This is a genomic window from Paenarthrobacter ureafaciens, assembly GCF_004028095.1.
GTDB classification, from domain to species: domain Bacteria; phylum Actinomycetota; class Actinomycetes; order Actinomycetales; family Micrococcaceae; genus Arthrobacter; species Arthrobacter ureafaciens.
Genome location: NZ_SBHM01000007.1, coordinates 740523 through 758622, shown reverse-complemented (window position 1 = coordinate 758622; position 18100 = coordinate 740523). Strand labels below are relative to the sequence as shown.

Here is an 18100-nt window from a genome sequence, read left to right as displayed (position 1 = left end):
CCGCTGGGGAGCGGCATTCGTACCCGGTTTCCGCCGGGCCTTTATTTGCTGGGGACCACGGCAATCGCGGTCTTGTTCGGCGGCCTCACCGGCAGGATCACCAGCAGGCCTGCCAGCAGGACCACCATGATCCCGAGGATGCCCCAACGTTGGGCCCCACCTTCTTCAACAAACGGAGCGGCGATTGTGATGCACAAGGTGAAAAGACTGGGAGCGAGGAAGCTGACAGCCCGGCCCGTAGTGGCGTAAAGACCAAAGAGTTCGCCCGATTCGCCCTCCGGAGCCAGCCTGGCAAGGTAAGCCCGGGATGACGATTGCGCCGGTCCTACGAACAGGCAGAGGAGGAGTCCGAAAACCCAGAAGGTGGTGGAGCCGGCCCATTGGTATCCGAAGAAATCATAGTCCCCGTTGCCGAGGACCAGGATGACCGTTCCGGCGATGAGCAACCCGATCAACGACAGGACGATGACGGCCTTGGGCCCGATCCTGTCATCCAGGAAGCCGCCCACGATGGCGCCGGCGGCTGCGACCACGTTGCCGAAGATTGCGAAGAAGATGACGTCCTTCAGTTCAAAGCCGAACGTGCCTGCGGCAATCACCCCGCCAAAAGTAAAGACGGCGGCCAGCCCGTCCCGGAAGATCGCGCTGGAGAGAAGGAAGAAGATCGTGTGCGGGCTGGTGCGGTAGATGGCTGCGATGCGCCGCAGCAGCAAGCGATATGAGGCGAAGAAACCCAGCGCGGCAGTGTCCTTGCGAATCCGCACTTCCGGCACCGTCAAGAGGACCGGCAGGGCAAAGACAAAGAACCACAAAGCCGAGAAGACAGCCACCAGGCGGATATTAAGGGAGTCTTCCGTGGACGAACCGAACCACTCGAAAGACGGCTGGACAAACAGTTGCAGGACCAGCAGGAGGGCGACAATCCCGCCGAGGTACCCCATGCCCCACCCGAAGCCACTGACCTTGCCGATGTTTTTGGGCGTGGAGATCTGGGCGAGCATCGCGTTGTAGTTGACCCCCGCGAACTCGAAGAAGACATTCCCCAGCGCGATCAGGCTGACGCCCAGCAGAAGGAAACCCGGTTCCGGGAACACGAAGAAACACAACGCGGTCAGAACTGCCGTCGCTGCAGTGTTGACGCCCAGCCAGAGCTTCCGGCTTCCTCCGGCATCCGAGCGTTGGCCGGTGACCGGGGCAAGGAGGGCAATGGCGAGGCCGGCGACGGCCAGGGCGGCGCCAAGGGCAGCAGATGCAGTATCTTCCCCGCCGAAAGCATTCGACGTGAGGTACACGGTGAACACGAAAGTGGTCATCACGGCGTTGAACGCAGCCGAACCCCAGTCCCATGCAGCCCACGCCAGTATTTGGCCTTTCTTGGAAGAGGCAGGACCCGAGGCAAGCTCGGACGACGGTGGGGAAGTTTCGGGAACTGCAGCCGCGTTCATAGCCTGAATGCTATCCGGAGCAGGGGAAAAACTGTCGGTTCGCCTTGATAAACTAGACAGACTGAACCCAACGTATGTACCGCCTGCTCCAACTTTTGATAATTCATTCCTGACTTTGCGGAGACACCTTTGATCACAGTTCTCGCCATCACCTTTGTAGCGGCAACTGTGGCGCCCTTGATCTTCAGCAAACTTGGTAGGAACGCTTTTTATGCCCTGGCGGCCATACCTGCCGGCGCGTTCGCTTGGCTGGTCCTTCAGCATGACGCTGTATATTCCGCCGGTGGCATAGAAGAGATCGTCCCCTGGATTCCGGACCTGAAACTGGAATTCGCGTTCAGGATGGACGCCCTGTCCTGGGTGATGTCGCTGTTGATCCTTGGCGTGGGCACGCTGGTGCTGGTTTATTGCGCGCGGTACTTCAAGGACTCAGACCACAGTCTTGGCGGATTCGGCGCCCAACTGCTGGCTTTTGCAGGCGCGATGTTCGGTTTGGTGACGTCCGATGACCTGCTGATGCTGTTCATCTTCTGGGAACTGACCACCATCCTCTCCTACCTCCTGATCGGCTACGCGCGGACCAGGCTGGCAGCCCGCCGCTCGGCCCTGCAGGCATTGATGGTCACCACCGCAGGCGGGCTGGCGATGCTCGTGGGCCTCATCATCCTCGGCCAGGCAGCCGGAAGCTACCGGATCTCGGCGATCCTCGAGCAAGCCGGGGCGCTCATGGGCGGCCCCATGCAGGATGCCGTGACCGCCGCCGTCGTGCTTGTCCTGGTTGGTGCCATCACCAAATCGGCCCTCGTCCCGTTCCACTTCTGGCTGCCCGGTGCCATGGCGGCGCCCACGCCAGTGAGTGCATACCTCCACGCTGCGGCGATGGTGAAGGCCGGCATCTACATTGTTGCCAGGCTTGCTCCCGGCTTCGCCGAGTCTGCGTTCTGGCTGCCGCTGGTCCTCGGATTGGGCCTGGCGACCATGCTCATAGGCGGCTACCGGGCGCTGCGGCAGACCGATATCAAGCTCATCCTCGCCTACGGCACTGTCAGCCAGCTCGGCTTCCTCACCATGGTGGTTGGCTTGGGCAGGCCGGACGCGGCCCTTGCCGGACTGGCACTGTTGCTGGCCCACGGTTTGTTCAAGGCCACGCTGTTCCTGGTGGTGGGCATCATCGATCACCAGTCGGGTACGCGAGATATCCGCAAGCTGTCCGGCGTATTCCGTTCCTCCCGGGCTTTGGGCGTAGTGGCTGCCATCGCCGCGGCATCGATGGCCGGCGTGCCGCCGTTGGCGGGTTTCGTGGCCAAGGAGTCTGTGTTCGAGACGTTCGTGCATTACGCCACCGAGCCCGATGCGCCCGCCTGGGGCATCTGGATCCTGGTGGGGCTGGTGATCGGCTCCATCCTCACATTCGCTTACAGTGCGCGGTTCATGTGGGGTGCTTTCGCCACCAAGCCCGGTGTGGAACCCACTCCCTTCAAGGCCATCAAGCCGGCCTTCCTCGCAGCCCCCGCTATCCTTGCCGCGCTGTCGATCGTCTACGGCCTCTGGCCGGTTCCTGTGGACGCATGGATCCAGCCTTACGCCGCGCTCTTCGCAGGCAAGGAAAACGCCGTCGACGCCGGGCACCTGGCTTTGTGGCATGGCGTCACTCCCGCGTTAGGTCTGACAGCACTGACTTTCGCGGTGGGCGCGGCCATGTTCTACGGCCGGAACCTTGTGTCGCGGGCACAGGCCCTGGTACCGGACTGGGTGGATGGCGACCGCGCCTACCAGCACACCATCGGTGCGTTGGACGACGTCGCAGTCTGGATCACCGGCCGCACGCAGCGTGGTTCCCTGTACTTCTACCTGACGGTCATCCTCAGTGTCGCTTTCGCGGTTCCCCTGACGGCACTGCTCGTTTCCAACAAGCCGTTGCCCGGCAACGTGTACTTCATTGATCCCAATTCGCCGCTCCAGCTGATTGTGGGAATCGGCATTGTGGTGGGTGCGTTGGCGGCCGTCCGGGCCAACAAACGTTTCCTCGCTGTACTCATGGTGTCCGTCACCGGTTACGGGATCGCCCTGGTCTTCGCCCTCCAAGGCGCTCCTGACCTCGCCTTGACCCAGATGCTTGTGGAAACAATCGTCCTGGTTGCTTTCGTGCTGGCCATGCGCAGCCTTCCTGCAGAGCTGCGGGACCGCACCGGCGGCAGGCTGCGGGTTATCCGCGTCATTATCGGTGCAGCCTTTGGCGCCACCATGATCTTCGTTGCCATGTTCGCGATGGGTGCTCGGGTGGCCACGCCGGTCTCCCTGGAATTCCCGAAGCTTGCCTACGAAGGCGGCGGGGGACTGAACGTCGTCAACGTGACCCTCGTGGACATACGGGCATGGGACACGTTCGGTGAGATCTCGGTGCTGGCCGTTGCAGCCACCGGTGTGGCCAGCTTGATCTTCGTGCGCAGCCGGGGCGACCGGATCCGCACGTCTGCGGCAGTACCTGAAGGCAGTGTGGGCCGGCGGGTGGAGCGCGATTCCCGCGACAGTGCCACGCTGGCCGTCGCCCGGAAGTTCAGCGACGTGACACGCGATGCCTGGCTTGTGGCAGGCCGTACCCTGGCCCCCGAGCGCAGGTCCATCATCTTCGAAGTTGTCACCAGGTTGATCTTCCACTCCATGATTGTTTTCTCGATCTACCTGCTTTTGGCCGGACACAACCTGCCCGGCGGCGGCTTTGCGGGAGGCCTGACAGCAGGCCTGGCCCTCACCATTCGTTATCTGGCCGGCGGCCGGTTCGAGCTCAGTGAGGCAGCTACAGTCAGCGCCGGTACGCTCCTGGGAACTGGCCTGGCCACGGCGGCTGCGTCCGGCGTCGTACCGCTGTTCCTTGGCGGCCAGGTGTTCCAGAGCGCCATCATCGAGTTCTGGCTCCCGGTGTTCGGAGACGTCAAGTTCGTCACCTCCACCATCTTCGATATCGGCGTGTACGTCGTGGTGGTGGGCCTGGCCTTGGACGTGCTCCGCAGCCTTGGTGCCGAGATCGATGAGCACTTTGAAGGAAAGGGAGCCCCCATCGCCGAGGAAGACGCCGCCGAGACCGCCTCTGCAGGGAAGGGCAACGCATGAGCATCAACCTGACCTTGCTGATCGTCATGGGCGTTCTCTACGCCTGCGGGATCTACCTCATCCTGGAACGCAGCCTCACGCGCGTCCTGCTGGGACTGATGCTGTTGGCAAATGCCACCAACATCCTCATCCTCGCGACCGGCGGCTACGCGGGCCTGGCTCCCTTGTACAGCAAGGAAACAGATCCGGGAGCCTACAACGACCCCCTGCCGCAGGCTTTGATCCTGACCTCGATCGTCATCTCCTTCGCTGTCACGGCGTTCATGCTCGGCATCATCTACCGCACTTGGGCGCTGGCGCGGCAAGACGAAATCCAGGATGACGTTGAAGACCGCCGCGTGGCCAAGACACCGAGCTATGACGCTGAAGACGATGCGATCGTTCCCTTGGAAACGTCCGAGTTCGCCATTACGCCGTCCACCCCCGAGGAACGCCTGGATCCGGAAGAAACCGAAACCCCCAAAACGGCAAAGAGCCGGGAAGGAGGCAGCGCGTGAATCTCGCTAACCTGTCACCGCTCGCTGTCCTTCTCCCCATCCTGGGCGCTGCGCTGGCGTTCGTGTTGATCCGGCACACTGCGGCGCAGCGTGCCGTCAGCATCGGGATCCTGAGCCTCACACTGATTCTGGAATCCTTCCTCCTTTTCTCCGTCTGGAACGGCGGCACGACGTCCGTCACGCTGGGCGGTTGGCTGCCTCCGTGGGGCGTGGTCCTGGTGGTGGATCAGTTCTCCTCGCTCATGCTGGTGGTCTCCACGGTGGTGAGTCTGGCGGTGTTGATCTACGCAACCGGCCAGGGCATGGCCGACGGCGACCAGGAAGCTCCCGTCTCGATCTTCCACCCCACCTACTTGATCCTCGTGGCCGGTGTGTCCAATGCCTTCCTCACCGGTGACCTTTTCAACCTCTACGTGGGCTTCGAGATCCTCCTGACCGCGAGTTACGTTCTCATGACCCTGGGAGGTACCGGACCGCGCATCCGCGCCGGCGTCACCTACGTGGTGGTCTCCGTTGTCTCCTCGGTCCTGTTCCTGATCGCCATCGCCATGATTTACGGCGCCACCGGCACCATCACCATGGCGGACCTGGCCATCAAACTGGCCGAGCTGGACGACGGGACCCGGAATCTCCTGCACGTGATGCTCCTGGTCGCCTTTGGGATCAAGGCAGCTGTCTTCCCGTTGTCGTTCTGGCTGCCGGACTCCTATCCGACGGCCCCGGCGCCGGTCACGGCCGTGTTCGCCGGCCTGTTGACCAAAGTGGGGGTGTACGCCATGGTCCGGACGGAGACGCTCCTGTTCCCGGGGGACACGCTCAACACCCCGCTCATGGTGGTGGCCCTGCTGACGATGGTGGTGGGCATCCTCGGTGCTCTGGCGCAGAGCGACATCAAACGTCTGCTCTCCTTCACGTTGGTCAGCCACATCGGTTACATGGTGTTCGGCCTGGCGATGTCTTCCGTGACGGGGCTGGGAGCAGCGGTCTTCTACGTGGCCCACCACATTACGGTGCAGACGAGCCTGTTCTTGGTCACTGGCCTCATTGAGCGTCGCGGTGGATCGTCATCCATCGACAGGTTGGGCGGGCTGGCCAAGCTCTCCCCGCTGCTGGCCCTGCTGTTCTTCGTACCGGCCATGAACCTTGCCGGCATCCCGCCCTTCTCAGGCTTCCTGGGCAAACTTGGCCTTCTGCAGGCCGGCGTGGACCTGGGAACACCGCTGGCCATCACGCTTGTAGTGGGCGGGGTTGTCACAAGCCTCTTGACGCTGCTGGCGATCGCCCGCGTCTGGAACAGGGCCTTCTGGCGCAAGCCCGAGGACGCCGACTTCCCGGACCCCGTCCTTCAATCTCCCGGCAGCGTCGGAGTCCTCCCGCGAAGCATGGTGGGTTCTACCGCAGCGCTGGTGGTCTTCGGCGTGGCACTGACAGTCTTCGCCGGACCGCTCTTCAAACTCGCCGGCGGGTCTGCGGAAATCATGCTGGACCGGGGTGCGTACATCCACTCCGTCCTGGGTGACACCGCTCCCGTGCCCGCGCAGGCGCAGCCGGGTGATGCCAAATGAGCCGTAAACCCATATCCTTCCGGACCGAACTGCCGCTGCTCGTATGGCTCGTCATCGTGTGGGGTGCCCTCTGGCGGGACTTCAGCCCGGGCAACCTGCTGTTCGGTGCGTTGATTGCGATCATTGTGGCCAAGCTGTTCTACCTTCCGCCCGTGGAGCTCAGTGGGCGGTTCAATGTGCTCCGGGCATTCCGCTTCGCCCTCATGTTCCTCGGCAAAGTGGCGGCAGCGAGCTTCCTGGTCCTCTACTTGGCCGTGGTCAAAGGGCCCAGCGTGCGCAGCGCCATCGTAGCTGTTCCGTTGCGGAGCCATTCCGACCTCATGGTGACGGCCACCGGCCACGTCATTTCGCTGATTCCGGGCTCGCTGGTGGTGGAAGTGGACCGCTCTACGTCCACCCTGTACCTGCACGCCCTGAACATGAAAACCGAAGAGGACATCCAGAAGATCCGCCGGGAGGTCCAGGACATCGAAGCCGGGCTGATCCGGATCATGGGAACCCGTGAGGAACTGGATGCGCTGCAAAGCGAGCAGCGGCCAGGCGTGAAAGGGGCAGCGCTATGAAGGAACTTGTACTGGTGGTTACGGCGGTGATCCTGAGCCTGGCGGCTGCCGGGGCCATCATCCGGATCGCGGTCGGCCCGTCACTCCTGGACCGCGTGTTGGCTTCGGACGTCCTGCTGGCCATCCTTGGCGCGGCGCTGGCTATCGACATGGCCGTGAACCGCCACTTGAACAACCTCATGTTGCTGGTTGCCTTGGCCGTCATTGGATTCATTGGATCCGTAACGGTTGCCCGCTTCGTGGCCGACAGAAGGGGTCAAAGCAATGAGTCCTGATGCGACAGGCATGGACGCAGTCATTGATGGCGTGACCGCCGTCTTTCTGGTGGTGGGCGCGTTGATGTCCCTGGGCGCCGCTATTGGCTTGCTGCGTTTTCCCGACCTGATGAGCCGCATGCACGCCGCCACCAAGCCCCAGGTCCTGGGGCTGTTCCTGATGCTGGCCTCCATAGGGCTGCAGATGAGGACGTGGTGGGTGTGGCCGGTCCTGCTGGTGGCCTGGATCTTCCAGCTGCTCACCGCGCCAGTCTCCGCGCACATGGTGGGCCGCTCCGCGTACCGCACCAAGCATGGACACCGGGAACTGCTGACCAAGGATGAACTGGAAGCAGTGGTCCAGCGGGCAGCCGAAAGCCAGAAGGAGAACTGACACCCGTTCCCTGCGTACCCTGACGGGTGCCAAGGACGGGTGTCAGCGACGCGTGTCAGGAAACCGGGAACTCCTAGATGATGTCCTGTGACTTCGCGAAGCGGGCAATGGCACGCTGGGTTCCGCGGCTGGTGAGCACCTGGATGAGCGTGCTGACGAAAGCCGACACCAACGCGAAGGTCAGGGCTGAGCGGAGGCTCGTCTCGACGTCGTCGTGGCCTGTGGGCGGCTTGTGGCCTGTGGCCTTTTCCCAACCCTTGTTCACCAGTTTGGTGCCAAGGAAACCCGCGCCGAGGCTCACGCCGGCACCCAGAAGCTTGAAGAAGAAGTTCATGACCTCAGCCTAGCGGCACGGCAGTGGCGGTCGCGTGCGGAAGCCGTGGCATTCAGGGGGACCGCGGTTTACTGCTTGTTCCCGCGTTCCTTCAGGAACGCAGCCATGGAGCCCGGAGGTGACAGGACGGGCCGCACTTGGTGCTCGGCCTGCCACACGGCCTCCACGCTGTGGAACTCCGAGATCTCCTTGAGCAGGAAATAGGTTGGCGGCATGAGCTGAAGCTTGCCCTCTGCCTCGGCCGCCAGGATGCCTTCCACCGGCATCCAGAGTGACTGCCAGGCCTCCGTGGTTTGGTGCTGCGGTTCGGCTCCGGGGGCGGGCCTGGCCACGTAGAAGTAGGTGTCGAAGCGCTTGGGCATGTCCGTGGGCGTCACCCAGTTGGCCCAAGGGCGGAGCTGGGAGGCGTCGAGGGTCAGCCCTGCTTCCTCGAACACTTCGCGGATGGCAGCCGCCAACACCGTGCCGGCTTGCGCATACGGGTCGGAGGCTGCGATCGAGCTCATCGCCCAATCGGCCGCATGCCTTTCCAGCAGTTCGGAGGAGTAGTCCCAGCCCTCCGCGTCCGAGGCATCGACGCGACCGCCGGGGAACACCACCATGCCTGCTGCAAAGTCCATGGAAGAGACCCTGTGCTGGACAAAGGCTTCCAGTCCCGCCGCCGCATCCCGGAGCAGGATCACGCTGGCGGCAAGACGGGGTTCGGCCACGGGGGTGTCCTTGGCTGGCTGTTCTGTCATGGGATGGGCGCCCCTCTTGCTGCTGTGAATCCGGTGTGCTGAACCTGCTGGCCCCATTCTCTCAGGTGTGCAGCGCAGCCGGTCGCGGCTGTGCGCCCGTGAAACAGCAAAAAGGTTTATGACCGGGCCCATAACCCGGCGCACCCCTTCCGGTGTAAACTGGGCACGCCCACAAGGGCAGATTGATAACGACAGGGGAGCGCCGCCGTCGAACCTGCAGGCATGCAGGAGACGCGAGGGCGCTGAGAGTGCGGACAGCCGCAGACCCTCGAACCTGATCCGGTTAGTACCGGCGCAAGGGAGTCGAGCTTCTCAGAGTGTCCGGAACCGGATGGCAGCAGGCCGCCGGGAATACCGGGGAGCACTTTCCCCTCCTGTAACCTCAGGAGGCTAAGAATGACCACGTCAAGCGTGAAGAAGGCCGGCAACAGCTGGCGCGTTGTAGACATTGTGGTGGCGGCGCTGATTGCCATCGCAGGCGGAGTGATCTTCTGGGCCTGGTCCCAGGGCGCCGCACTCGTATCCGTTCCCATGAATGCTGCTTATCCGCCCCTCACCGGCCTGATCGCCGGTGGGTGGATGATCCCGGCCGTGCTGGGCATGCTCATCATCCGCAAACCGGGAGCAGCGCTGTTCTGCGAAGCCGTCGCAGCAACGGGTGAGCTCATCATGGGGTCCCAGTACGGCACCACGGTCCTGATCTCCGGTGTCCTTCAGGGCCTCGGCGCGGAACTGATCTTCGCCGCCTTCCGCTACAAGAAGTTCAACCTCCCGGTGGCCCTCCTCGCGGGTGCCGGGGCAGGACTGTTCTGCGGCCTCAACGATTCCTTCATGCCGTGGGGCTGGAACATCGCCTACGAAGCCGTCGACAAGCTGGCCTACATCGCCTTCACCACCATTTCGGGTGCAATCATCGCCGGGGCACTGTCCTGGGTGGCCACCCGCGGGCTCGCGTCCACGGGCGTCCTGAGCTCCTTCGCGTCCCGGAAAGCCGCGTCAGAGCCAGTCTTCAACTGATGGGACCGGCACAGGTACGGCCCGCCGCCATCTCCGCCAACGGCTGGGGCTGGCGGCATTCCGGCCGGACGGTACCAGCCATCCAGGGGCTGGACCTGCAGATCGAACCCGGGGAACGGGTTCTGCTGCTGGGGCCGTCCGGCGCCGGCAAATCGACGTTCCTGCACGCCCTCGCCGGGGTGCTGGGCGATGAGGAAGACGACGCGGACGAGACCGGTTCCCTCCTCATTGACGGTGCGGCACCTCGCGAACAGCGGGGCCGGGCCGGGCTCATGCAGCAGGACCCGGAAACGCAAGTAGTCCTGTCCCGCGTGGGCGACGACGTCGCTTTCGGCGCCGAGAACCTTGCCGTGCCCCGTGACGACATTTGGGCCCGGGTCCATGAAGCGCTCGACGACGTCGGGTTGCGTACCGCTGCCGGCGACGGCCTCGCGTTGGACCACCCGACGGCGGCTCTTTCCGGCGGACAGAAGCAGCGCCTGGCGCTGGCCGGGATCCTGGCGATGCGGCCGGGGCTGATCCTGCTCGATGAACCAACGGCGAATCTGGACCCGGCCGGCGTGCTGGAAGTCCGGGACGCAGTTCGCCGCTGCCTGGAGAAGACCGGTGCCACGCTGGTGGTTGTAGAACACCGGGTGTCCGTATGGAAGGACTTGGTTGACCGCATCGTGGTCCTCCAGCCGGGCTCGGCCGGTGGCGGAGTGCTGTTGGACGGCCCTCCCGATCAGGTGCTCGCCGAAGCCCGGAGCATGCTCATCACAGCCGGAGTCTGGGTCCCGGGATATGTGCCCCGTACCCGTACCAGGACCACCGCCGAGGGGCCGGCGGAGTTGCTCCTCGCAGCAGAGCACGTGGCCGTTTCCCGCGAAAAGCCCCGACGGAGGGGTTTCAAGAGCATCCCGCCCATCCCGGTCCAAGCCGGTGTGTCCGCTCAGGTGCGGGCAGGACGGGCGTTGACCATCACTGGCCCCAACGGTGCGGGGAAGTCCACCTTTGCGCTCACGATGGCCGGCCTTCTGGCGCCGGTGGCAGGAAAGGTCTCAGCCGCCGTCGAGCTTTCCGAAGGCGCCGGAATCGATCCCTTCAAGTGGAAGGCGGATCAACTGATTTCGCGCATCGGGACGGTGTTCCAGGAGCCCGAGCATCAGTTCGTCACGGGCAAAGTGATGGATGAGTTGATGTTTGGGCCCCGCCACCTCGGCAGGGGTGAGGAGCGGGTGGATGAACTTCTGGAGAGGCTCCGCTTGACGCACTTGGTGGACGCGAATCCCTACACCCTGTCCGGCGGCGAGAAGCGGCGGCTTTCCGTTGCGACCGTCCTTGCCGCCCACCCGCAGGTCCTGGTGCTCGATGAGCCCACCTTCGGGCAGGATGCCAACACCTGGGCGGAACTCGCGTCGTTCCTGTCCGAGTTGCTGGACCAGGGCACGGCCGTTGTGTCCGTCACCCACGACGAGGAATTCAGCGCAGTGCTGGGCGGCATGGAGTTGCGGCTGGACCCGGCCACTGAAGCTGCCAGGCAGGAAGCGGGTGCGGCATGAGGGATGCGCTAAGCCTCACCGGAAACAACGCGGTGCTGACCAAGGCCAACCCCCTGGCGAAGTTCGTTGCGGTGTTCCTTATTTCAATGGTCCTGGCCCTGTCCATCGACTGGGTATCGGCGTCCATCGCCCTTGCCGCCGAACTCGCACTGTTCCCCCTCGCCGGGCTGACCTTGCGGCTCTTGTGGGTGCGGGCGTGGCCGCTCATCATCGCAGCCGCAATCGGCGGGTGGAGCACTGCGATTGTCGCCGCGGACAGCGGGGCCGTACTGCTCGACGTCGGACTGTGGTCCATCAGCGAAGGCTCCCTTGAGTTGGGGCTGGGTTTCATGCTCCGCGGTTTGGCGATCGCCCTTCCGGCGATCCTCCTGATGACCTGCACGGACCCCACGGACCTTGCCGATGCGTTGGCTCAGAAGGCCCGCCTCCCGCACCGGTTCGTGTTGGGATCGTTGGCTGCGATGCGGCTTGTGGGGCTGATGGCGGAGGAATGGCAAACCATCGGCATGGCCCGGCGCGCCCGCGGCGTGGGTTCGCAGGGGAGCCCGGTGCAGCGGCTCAAAGCGACCCTGGGCCAGAGCTTCGGGCTGCTGGTCCAGGCTGTCCGGCGGGCGTCGCGGCTGGCTGTGACCATGGAGGCCCGGGGCTTCGGGGGAGCGCAGCGCACGTGGGCCCGGGAGTCCACCTACTCCTTGCTGGACGTTTGGGTCTTGCTGGGAGGGGTGCTGATTGCCGCCGCTGCCGTGCTGGCCGCTTTGGGCGCCGGGACGTGGAGCTTCGTCTGGCGCTAGGGGTTCAGCGAGTGGATTGCTCCGCTTGGATTTGTTCGAAGCCGGCCCGCGTGAGGAAGCCGAGTTGGGCTTCCTTTTCTTCGAGCTGGATGATCGGACCCAGCTCGAAGCAGGTCGCCTCCAGCCGTCGAAGCGCTTTGGCGTTCCTGGCATCGGGCTCAACTATGATCCGGTCCTTTCCGGGCACCGAGAACATGTACTTGATGAGGGACGTCGCAAGCCGCGGGGTGAAGTGCGGAATCGGTCGCGTCGCGGGAGCGAGCAGCAGGTGCATGCCGATGTCCTCCTCCCGCGCAGGGTAGGCCTCACCCACGGGATCGTGCAGCGGCTCGTACGTCTGGAACAAAGCCAGCGGCTCCCCGTCCAGGATCACCAGGAAGGCATGGTGCGTGTCCAGGGAATCCAGGAACTCGTAGATTTCCTGGACTTCCTCGCGTGATTTTTCGGTCATGCCCCAGAACCTTGCCCTTGGCTGCGAGACCCACTCGTGGACCAGCTCGATGTCTTCCGCAGGAATGAGCGGGACAATCCGCAACGAACCCCAGCCCGTGAGTTCTTCTGCGTAGATGGTCCGGCGGACGGCAAAGTCTTCTGTTGAGGTGGTCATTCATTCTCCTTTTGGTTTGTGTGGTGTGCGTGCCGGAAGCAGCTGTCAGCGCGTTTCCTTGCGAAGACGGCCCCAATCCGTGATCACGGGAATGAGTTCACCCTCGGCCCAGAGGGGGAGTTGGTCGGCAAAATGGGGGCTGTCCGGTCTGCCGGAGGCGCCGAAAGGGACCACCCAGCGGCTGTTGCTTCGCTCGGCAAGGTCCCAGACATAACGGGCGACAGGTCCCCGGAAGCTGCGGTCGTCAACACCGGGAAGGCTCTCCGTGCAGAGGACGCATCCGGTGTCCCCGCTGAGCGCACGTGTTGGTGCCGAACCGGCGAGGTCTCCGGGCAGCACATGGACCGCCAGAAGCTGGTGCCGGTCACCCCACGTGCCGCGGTTCTTGCTTGAATCCTCCAAGGCCCTATCCTGCGCCGCATCCTCAAGGGCCGCAGTAGCCTCAACAGGCACCGATATCCCCAGTTCGCCGGCGCGGACCGCCAGGGTTTCGAGCGCGAACCCCACCCGGGAAGCTATGGAGAGCCACGGTCCGAACAAGGGCGAAAATCCCGTCGGCCCGGCAAGGGCAGATAAGGCAGGATGCCTGACCATCCTTTGGACCAGGGCACCCCGCCACGCTGCAAAGCACGCCGCCAGATGGCTCCCGGCGTCCATCCGGCCATCCCATTCGAGAAGTTGGACGCGGAGGGAGGCGGCTTCCGGGGAAAGGCCGCCCGGGTCAAGGGTCGCCAAGAGTTTCCGGAAGTGTGGCCACGGCCCCAGGTACGTGTCCGAGTGAATGCCCCGCATGTGGTCCGCTGTCAAGGGTTCCGAGGCGGCTTCCAAGAGCTCGCGAATCCTCCGCGCCCTGTGTTCCGGTGCGAACTCCAAAGCTACGGAGTCTCCACCGCCGGCTGCGCGATCGTTGGCGCTGACGGCGAAATGCCGGACCTCGGTGCGGGGAAGAGCCACGTACTGCTTGTCCCATCCGTGGCGGGAGGAGAAGCCCGGAACAGGCAAGCGACGGTTCGCAGGATTGCGTTGCGGAACCAGGCCGGCCACGAATTGTCGTACGGAGCCATGGATGTCTGCTGTTATGACACTGTTGACGGGTTCCACCCATGAATCGAAAGCAGCCTCCACATCTGCCACGCTCCGGCTCCGCAACAGCGGAAGGAGGGATTCGAAACCCAGCCGCCCTTCAACCGACGCGGGGAAGCGCAAGCTCAGCGCGCCGCCGTCGGGCGTTTGTGAAATAACGGGACCGCGGGGCGTCTGGAGGACTTCCACACGGACCGGCTCGCCGCCCCGCACGGTGATGGTTTCGACCCCGGCCTCAACGACGTCCCAACCCCTGGGGCCCCGCGCGAGCACCCGCTCGGCGGAGTCCCCACGGCCGGGGAGCCGGCGGAGGTGTTCTTCAAAGAGATCCTGGTAGTCGGCCATGGCATTGGTGATGGCCCAGGCGGTGTGACCTGTGTGCGCAAAATGCGGCAGCCCGGGGACACCCGGGAAAGCGAACCCGACGGCGTCGAACTCCGGGCAGGCCAGGCGCACTTGCTGGTACACGCCGGGCAGTTCCATGAGGCGATGGGGGTCGCCGGCCACCAGCGGAAGCCCGCTTTCTTTGACGGATCCATGCGCAGCCCACGCGTTGCTGCCCGACCACACCGGTGCCTCGATGCTGAACATGTCCACTGCCTTGTCGCCAAGGGTACGGGCAACGTGGGCACGGAACAGCTTGTTGGGAAAGGTGGAGAACAGGATGTGGTGAACGAGGAAAACTCCCAGCGGGGTCCAGGGCTTCCACGGTTCGGCCGCAGCGCCGGCCTGGTCGAATTCCGCGCCGCCCCGCAGGCCGTCCGCCAAAGCCTGGTTCACGCCGTCCACATATTTCCCACACCAGCGGCGGGTGGCCTCGTCCAACCCTTCAAAACAGCGCCGCGCAGTATGGTCCAGCCGGGCCTGCCTGGCGAAACGGTCCCACTCAAGGACCGCGGATCCCAGGAGCTCGGCCGTCCGTCCTTCGGAGCGCCAGCGTTCCAGCTCGATCTGCCAAGACCTGTCCGCTGCCGCGTTGAAGCCTTGGAGGAAAGCCAGGTCATCGGCACTGTCAGCCCACAGGTGGGGGATGCCCCACTCGTCCCGGTAGATCCCGGAACCTTCTGCGGGCGGGTTGTACGTCGACGCTGGCGTCATAGTTTTGGGACCGCTTTCGAGCTTAGGTTAGGCTTACTTAAGTTCAAGATAGGCGGTGCGGCCGCCACCTCAAAATCCCTGCCATTCATGAAGGAGTGTTGCTTGAAGCGGAGCTGGGAAGGCATCGTCCTTAAGGCGATGGGTGCCAAGGACTTCATGTTGGAGGTCATCGGGCGGGAAGAAATTAGCCCTGACTTCCTCCGCATCAACGTCAAAGACGGTGGGCTGCTGATGGTCTCCGAGCTGCACCCCACCATGTGGATCAGGCTGTGGTTCGACGACGGCGGAAAGGGTCATCAGCGTGCCTACACCCTGGTGGATCCGGATGTGCGGGCCGGAACTTTCAGCATGGACTTCGCCATGCACGCAGGTATCGCGGCTGACTGGGCCCGTACGGTGCAGCCCGGCGCCACCATCGAAGCGACCGTCCAAGGCAGCGCCTTCAATTTCCCGCAGCCGGCGCGGCGCCTTTGGATCGTTGGCGATCCCGCCTCGATCCCGGCCATCAACTCGCTCTTGGACGCACGTTCCGACGTGGGATCCACGGCGCCGGCGCACCTTTGGCTGGAATTCCAGCACGACGCCGATCCTTCCCTTGAGGTCCGGACGACGCCAAGCGATGCTGTTACCTGGATTCCCCGCAAGCGTGACGGAGCGGCCCTGGCGGAAGAAGTCTGCTCGTCGCTGACTGCAGAAGCCGTTTCGCCAGAGGAGGACTTTTTCTGGGTTGCCTGCGAGGCCTCCAGTGCGCGCGCCATTGCCAAACACCTGCGCAAGGTGGTGGGAGTGGATAGACGGCGGATCGACGTCCTTGGGTACTGGAAGGCCTGACCCCCGCACCTTGGCCGACAGTCCGCCGTCGAGCTTTATATCGCACCGGCCGGGTATGGTGTGACCTTAACCGCTGAATCGGTGTTTTGCGCGGGCCTTCTAACTCACTTGTGATATTTCTTGGGTTATGACCCAACCTACTGCCGAACACGTTGGCCTTCTGCTTCGCGACGCCCGCAGCGAGAAGGGCTGGACCCAAGGACAGCTGGCCGCCGAGCTGGGAACCAGCCAGAGCGCCGTGGCCCGCATGGAGCAGGGCAAACAGAACCTGAGCCTTCGAATGATTGAACGGCTTGAGGCCATCTTTGGCCGTTCCATCGTCAAGGTGGGCCGTCCCCAGATGACCCACCTAAGGGTTGAAGGCGGGCGCACGTTATCCGGTGCCGTTGACGTCAACAGCAGCAAGAATGCCGGCGTGGCCCTGCTGTGTGCCAGCCTGATCAACCGGGGAACCACCACCCTGCGTCGTTTGGCAAGGATTGAAGAGGTCAACCGGATCGTCGAGGTCCTGACGTCCATCGGCGTCGAGTGCACGTGGCTTAATAACAGCGATCTGCGCATCCGCCGTCCCGAAGTGCTGGATCTCGGCACCATGGACGTCGATGCAGCGCGCCGGACCCGCAGTGTCATCATGCTGTTGGGACCGCTCCTGGACGAGACCGACGAATACCTGCTGCCGTATGCCGGTGGCTGCGATCTGGGGACCCGCACCGTTGAGCCCCACATGCAGGCGCTGCGCGAATTCGGGCTGAGGGTCGAGGCGAAGTCCGGGTTCTACTCCGTAGCAGCCCCGCCGGCCGACGGCGAAGACCGCTCGTTCGTGCTGACGGAACGCGGCGATACCGTGACCGAGAACGCCATCATGGCTGCCGCGCACCGTGCGGGCACCACCGTTATCCGCAATGCCAGCCCCAACTACATGGTCCAGGACCTGTGCTTCTACCTGCAGGGCCTGGGCGTGGGGATCGAAGGCATTGGCACCACCACGCTGCGCATCACCGGCCGGTCCAGCATCGACGTGGACATCGAGTACTTCCCCTCCGAGGACCCCATCGAGGCAATGTCCCTTATCACTGCCGGCATCGTCACCAACTCCGAGGTGACCATCCGGAGGGTGCCCATCGAGTTCATGGAGATCGAGTTGGCCACCTTGCAGCAGATGGGCCAGGAGCTGGAGATTTCCGGCGAATACAAGGCACGCAACGGACGTACCCGTTTGGTGGACGTCACCACCAAGCCATCCGAGCTCCGCGCCCCGCAGGACAAGATCCACCCCATGCCGTTCCCGGGGCTGAACATCGACAACCTGCCCTTCTTCGCCGTGATCGCCGGCAATGCAGAGGGCCAGACCATGATCCACGACTGGGTCTACGAGAACCGCGCCATCTACCTGACCGAGCTCAACAAGCTCGGCGCCCAGGTCCAGCTCCTGGATCCGCACCGGATCTACGTCAACGGCCCCACCAAGTGGCGTGCCGCCGAGATTGGCTGCCCTCCGGCCCTCCGTCCGGCGGCGTGCCTGCTCCTTGCGATGCTTGCCGCCCGCGGAACGTCGGAGCTCCGCAACATCTATGTCATTGAACGTGGCTATGAGGACCTCGCCGAGCGGCTGAACACCATCGGCGCCAAGGTGGAGTACTTCCAGGACTAGGCCGGTCCCTCAAATTTGCTGGATCATTCCGGCCTCGGCCCTCGGGGACCCTGCCATTCCGGGGCTTCGCCTGCGGTCAGGTGCGAATGATCCAGCAAATTTTTGCTCGTCCACCCAAATGGCGGGGTCTTCCCCTGGCCAGGAAGCCCCGGATTTCCGCCATGACGTGCTCCGGCGAGTTCCAGATCTGCTCCGGGGCGTACTTCCACGGAGGCAAGGGGAAGACTGGCCTCCGGACCGAAGCGGAGACCGCCGTGCCGCACGAAGCCGTGCCCTCTGCCGTGCCTGGTGGCTAAGTGAAGCTTTGCCGGTGTGGTCTTGAGCCAGAGACCGTACCTGAGGGCTGCGCTGGCACATGTCAGGTAGCCGTTGTTGGAAACCGCCTTAAGGACAGCAGGGTTAGCCGACGGTATGGCCCACAGACCATGCCTGGGCTGATAGGCACCTGCGAGCTTGCGGATATCGGCGGGGGTGTACCCGTTGGCCCGGAGCAGCCCGATCTTGGCGACTCCGCCCACCGATGTGAGGAATTCAAGCGCATCCATAGGGCCAGCAAGCCACGATCGACGCCCCGCCAG

Annotated in this window: 17 protein-coding genes and 1 riboswitch; of the genes, 11 read left to right on the top strand and 6 right to left on the bottom strand. The window is 64.0% G+C overall.

What is annotated here, in order from left to right; all coding sequences use genetic code 11:
• Positions 1–41 precede the first annotated feature (41 nt).
• Complete coding sequence (locus AUR_RS07725; RefSeq protein WP_062098245.1) at positions 42–1445, bottom strand: MFS transporter; 1404 nt, start codon at positions 1443–1445, stop codon at positions 42–44.
• 129 nt (positions 1446–1574) lie between these two features.
• Here AUR_RS07725 and AUR_RS07720 point away from each other — a divergent pair, with 129 nt between their 5' ends.
• From AUR_RS07720 to mnhG, 6 genes are read left to right on the top strand one after another with little or no spacing between them, the layout of a single operon-like run.
• Positions 1575–4556 (top strand): Na+/H+ antiporter subunit A, encoded by a 2982-nt coding sequence (locus AUR_RS07720; RefSeq protein ID WP_062098243.1) that lies wholly within the window; start codon positions 1575–1577, stop codon positions 4554–4556.
• Positions 4553–5053: a Na(+)/H(+) antiporter subunit C gene (locus AUR_RS07715; RefSeq protein WP_021474054.1), complete on the top strand. Its 501-nt coding sequence runs from the start codon at positions 4553–4555 to the stop codon at positions 5051–5053. Before AUR_RS07720 ends, AUR_RS07715 begins: the two co-directional genes overlap by 4 nt.
• Positions 5050–6618 (top strand): Na+/H+ antiporter subunit D, encoded by a 1569-nt coding sequence (locus tag AUR_RS07710; protein WP_062098241.1) that lies wholly within the window; start codon positions 5050–5052, stop codon positions 6616–6618. Before AUR_RS07715 ends, AUR_RS07710 begins: the two co-directional genes overlap by 4 nt.
• Positions 6615–7181, top strand: a complete 567-nt coding sequence (locus tag AUR_RS07705) for a Na+/H+ antiporter subunit E (protein WP_062098239.1) — start codon at positions 6615–6617, stop codon at positions 7179–7181. Before AUR_RS07710 ends, AUR_RS07705 begins: the two co-directional genes overlap by 4 nt.
• Positions 7178–7456, top strand: coding sequence for an MrpF/PhaF family protein (locus tag AUR_RS07700; RefSeq protein WP_062098237.1), 279 nt, complete (start codon positions 7178–7180; stop codon positions 7454–7456). The genes AUR_RS07705 and AUR_RS07700 overlap by 4 nt, the downstream gene beginning before the upstream one ends.
• Positions 7446–7829: a monovalent cation/H(+) antiporter subunit G gene (gene mnhG, locus AUR_RS07695; protein WP_062098235.1), complete on the top strand. Its 384-nt coding sequence runs from the start codon at positions 7446–7448 to the stop codon at positions 7827–7829. Before AUR_RS07700 ends, mnhG begins: the two co-directional genes overlap by 11 nt.
• A gap of 73 nt (positions 7830–7902) precedes the next feature.
• Here the strand turns inward: mnhG and AUR_RS07690 are convergent, their stop codons facing one another.
• Positions 7903–8163, bottom strand: coding sequence for a DUF4235 domain-containing protein (locus AUR_RS07690; RefSeq protein WP_021474059.1), 261 nt, complete (start codon positions 8161–8163; stop codon positions 7903–7905).
• A 68-nt stretch (positions 8164–8231) separates the two neighbouring features.
• Positions 8232–8903 (bottom strand): NUDIX hydrolase, encoded by a 672-nt coding sequence (locus AUR_RS07685; RefSeq protein WP_062098233.1) that lies wholly within the window; start codon positions 8901–8903, stop codon positions 8232–8234.
• A gap of 183 nt (positions 8904–9086) precedes the next feature.
• A riboswitch (TPP riboswitch) is annotated at positions 9087–9222 on the top strand.
• Between the two features lie 77 nt (positions 9223–9299).
• On the opposite strand from AUR_RS07685, the gene AUR_RS07680 reads away from it, so the two are divergent.
• Genes AUR_RS07680 through AUR_RS07670 form a run of 3 tightly spaced genes read left to right on the top strand, consistent with a single transcriptional unit; the run spans position 9300 to position 12252 of the window.
• Positions 9300–9920, top strand: coding sequence for an ECF transporter S component (locus AUR_RS07680; RefSeq protein WP_062098231.1), 621 nt, complete (start codon positions 9300–9302; stop codon positions 9918–9920).
• The gene (locus tag AUR_RS07675) at positions 9920–11461 is read left to right on the top strand and encodes an ABC transporter ATP-binding protein (RefSeq protein WP_062098229.1); all 1542 of its coding nucleotides are present in this window, start codon (positions 9920–9922) and stop codon (positions 11459–11461) included. The genes AUR_RS07680 and AUR_RS07675 overlap by 1 nt, the downstream gene beginning before the upstream one ends.
• On the top strand, positions 11458–12252 hold the full coding sequence (locus AUR_RS07670) for an energy-coupling factor transporter transmembrane component T family protein (RefSeq protein ID WP_062098227.1): 795 nt from the start codon (positions 11458–11460) through the stop codon (positions 12250–12252). Before AUR_RS07675 ends, AUR_RS07670 begins: the two co-directional genes overlap by 4 nt.
• A 4-nt stretch (positions 12253–12256) precedes the next feature.
• Here AUR_RS07670 and AUR_RS07665 read toward each other — a convergent pair whose 3' ends face one another.
• Both AUR_RS07665 and AUR_RS07660 read right to left on the bottom strand, forming a co-directional pair.
• A complete protein-coding gene (locus tag AUR_RS07665; RefSeq protein ID WP_062098225.1) occupies positions 12257–12859 on the bottom strand; it encodes a GNAT family N-acetyltransferase in 603 nt (200 codons plus the stop codon).
• Positions 12860–12904: 45 nt separating this feature from the next.
• On the bottom strand, positions 12905–15040 hold the full coding sequence (locus AUR_RS07660; protein ID WP_062098223.1) for a penicillin acylase family protein: 2136 nt from the start codon (positions 15038–15040) through the stop codon (positions 12905–12907).
• 102 nt (positions 15041–15142) lie between these two features.
• On the opposite strand from AUR_RS07660, the gene AUR_RS07655 reads away from it, so the two are divergent.
• On the top strand, positions 15143–15871 hold the full coding sequence (locus tag AUR_RS07655; protein WP_062098221.1) for a siderophore-interacting protein: 729 nt from the start codon (positions 15143–15145) through the stop codon (positions 15869–15871).
• Positions 15872–15998: 127 nt separating this feature from the next.
• Positions 15999–17522 carry a UDP-N-acetylglucosamine 1-carboxyvinyltransferase gene (locus tag AUR_RS07650; RefSeq protein ID WP_062098219.1) on the top strand — a complete coding sequence of 508 codons (1524 nt, stop codon included), beginning with the start codon at positions 15999–16001 and terminating at the stop codon, positions 17520–17522.
• A gap of 23 nt (positions 17523–17545) precedes the next feature.
• On the opposite strand, the gene AUR_RS07645 is transcribed toward AUR_RS07650, so the two are convergent.
• Complete coding sequence (locus AUR_RS07645; protein ID WP_128397107.1) at positions 17546–18067, bottom strand: hypothetical protein; 522 nt, start codon at positions 18065–18067, stop codon at positions 17546–17548.
• Positions 18068–18100: the final 33 nt, after the last annotated feature.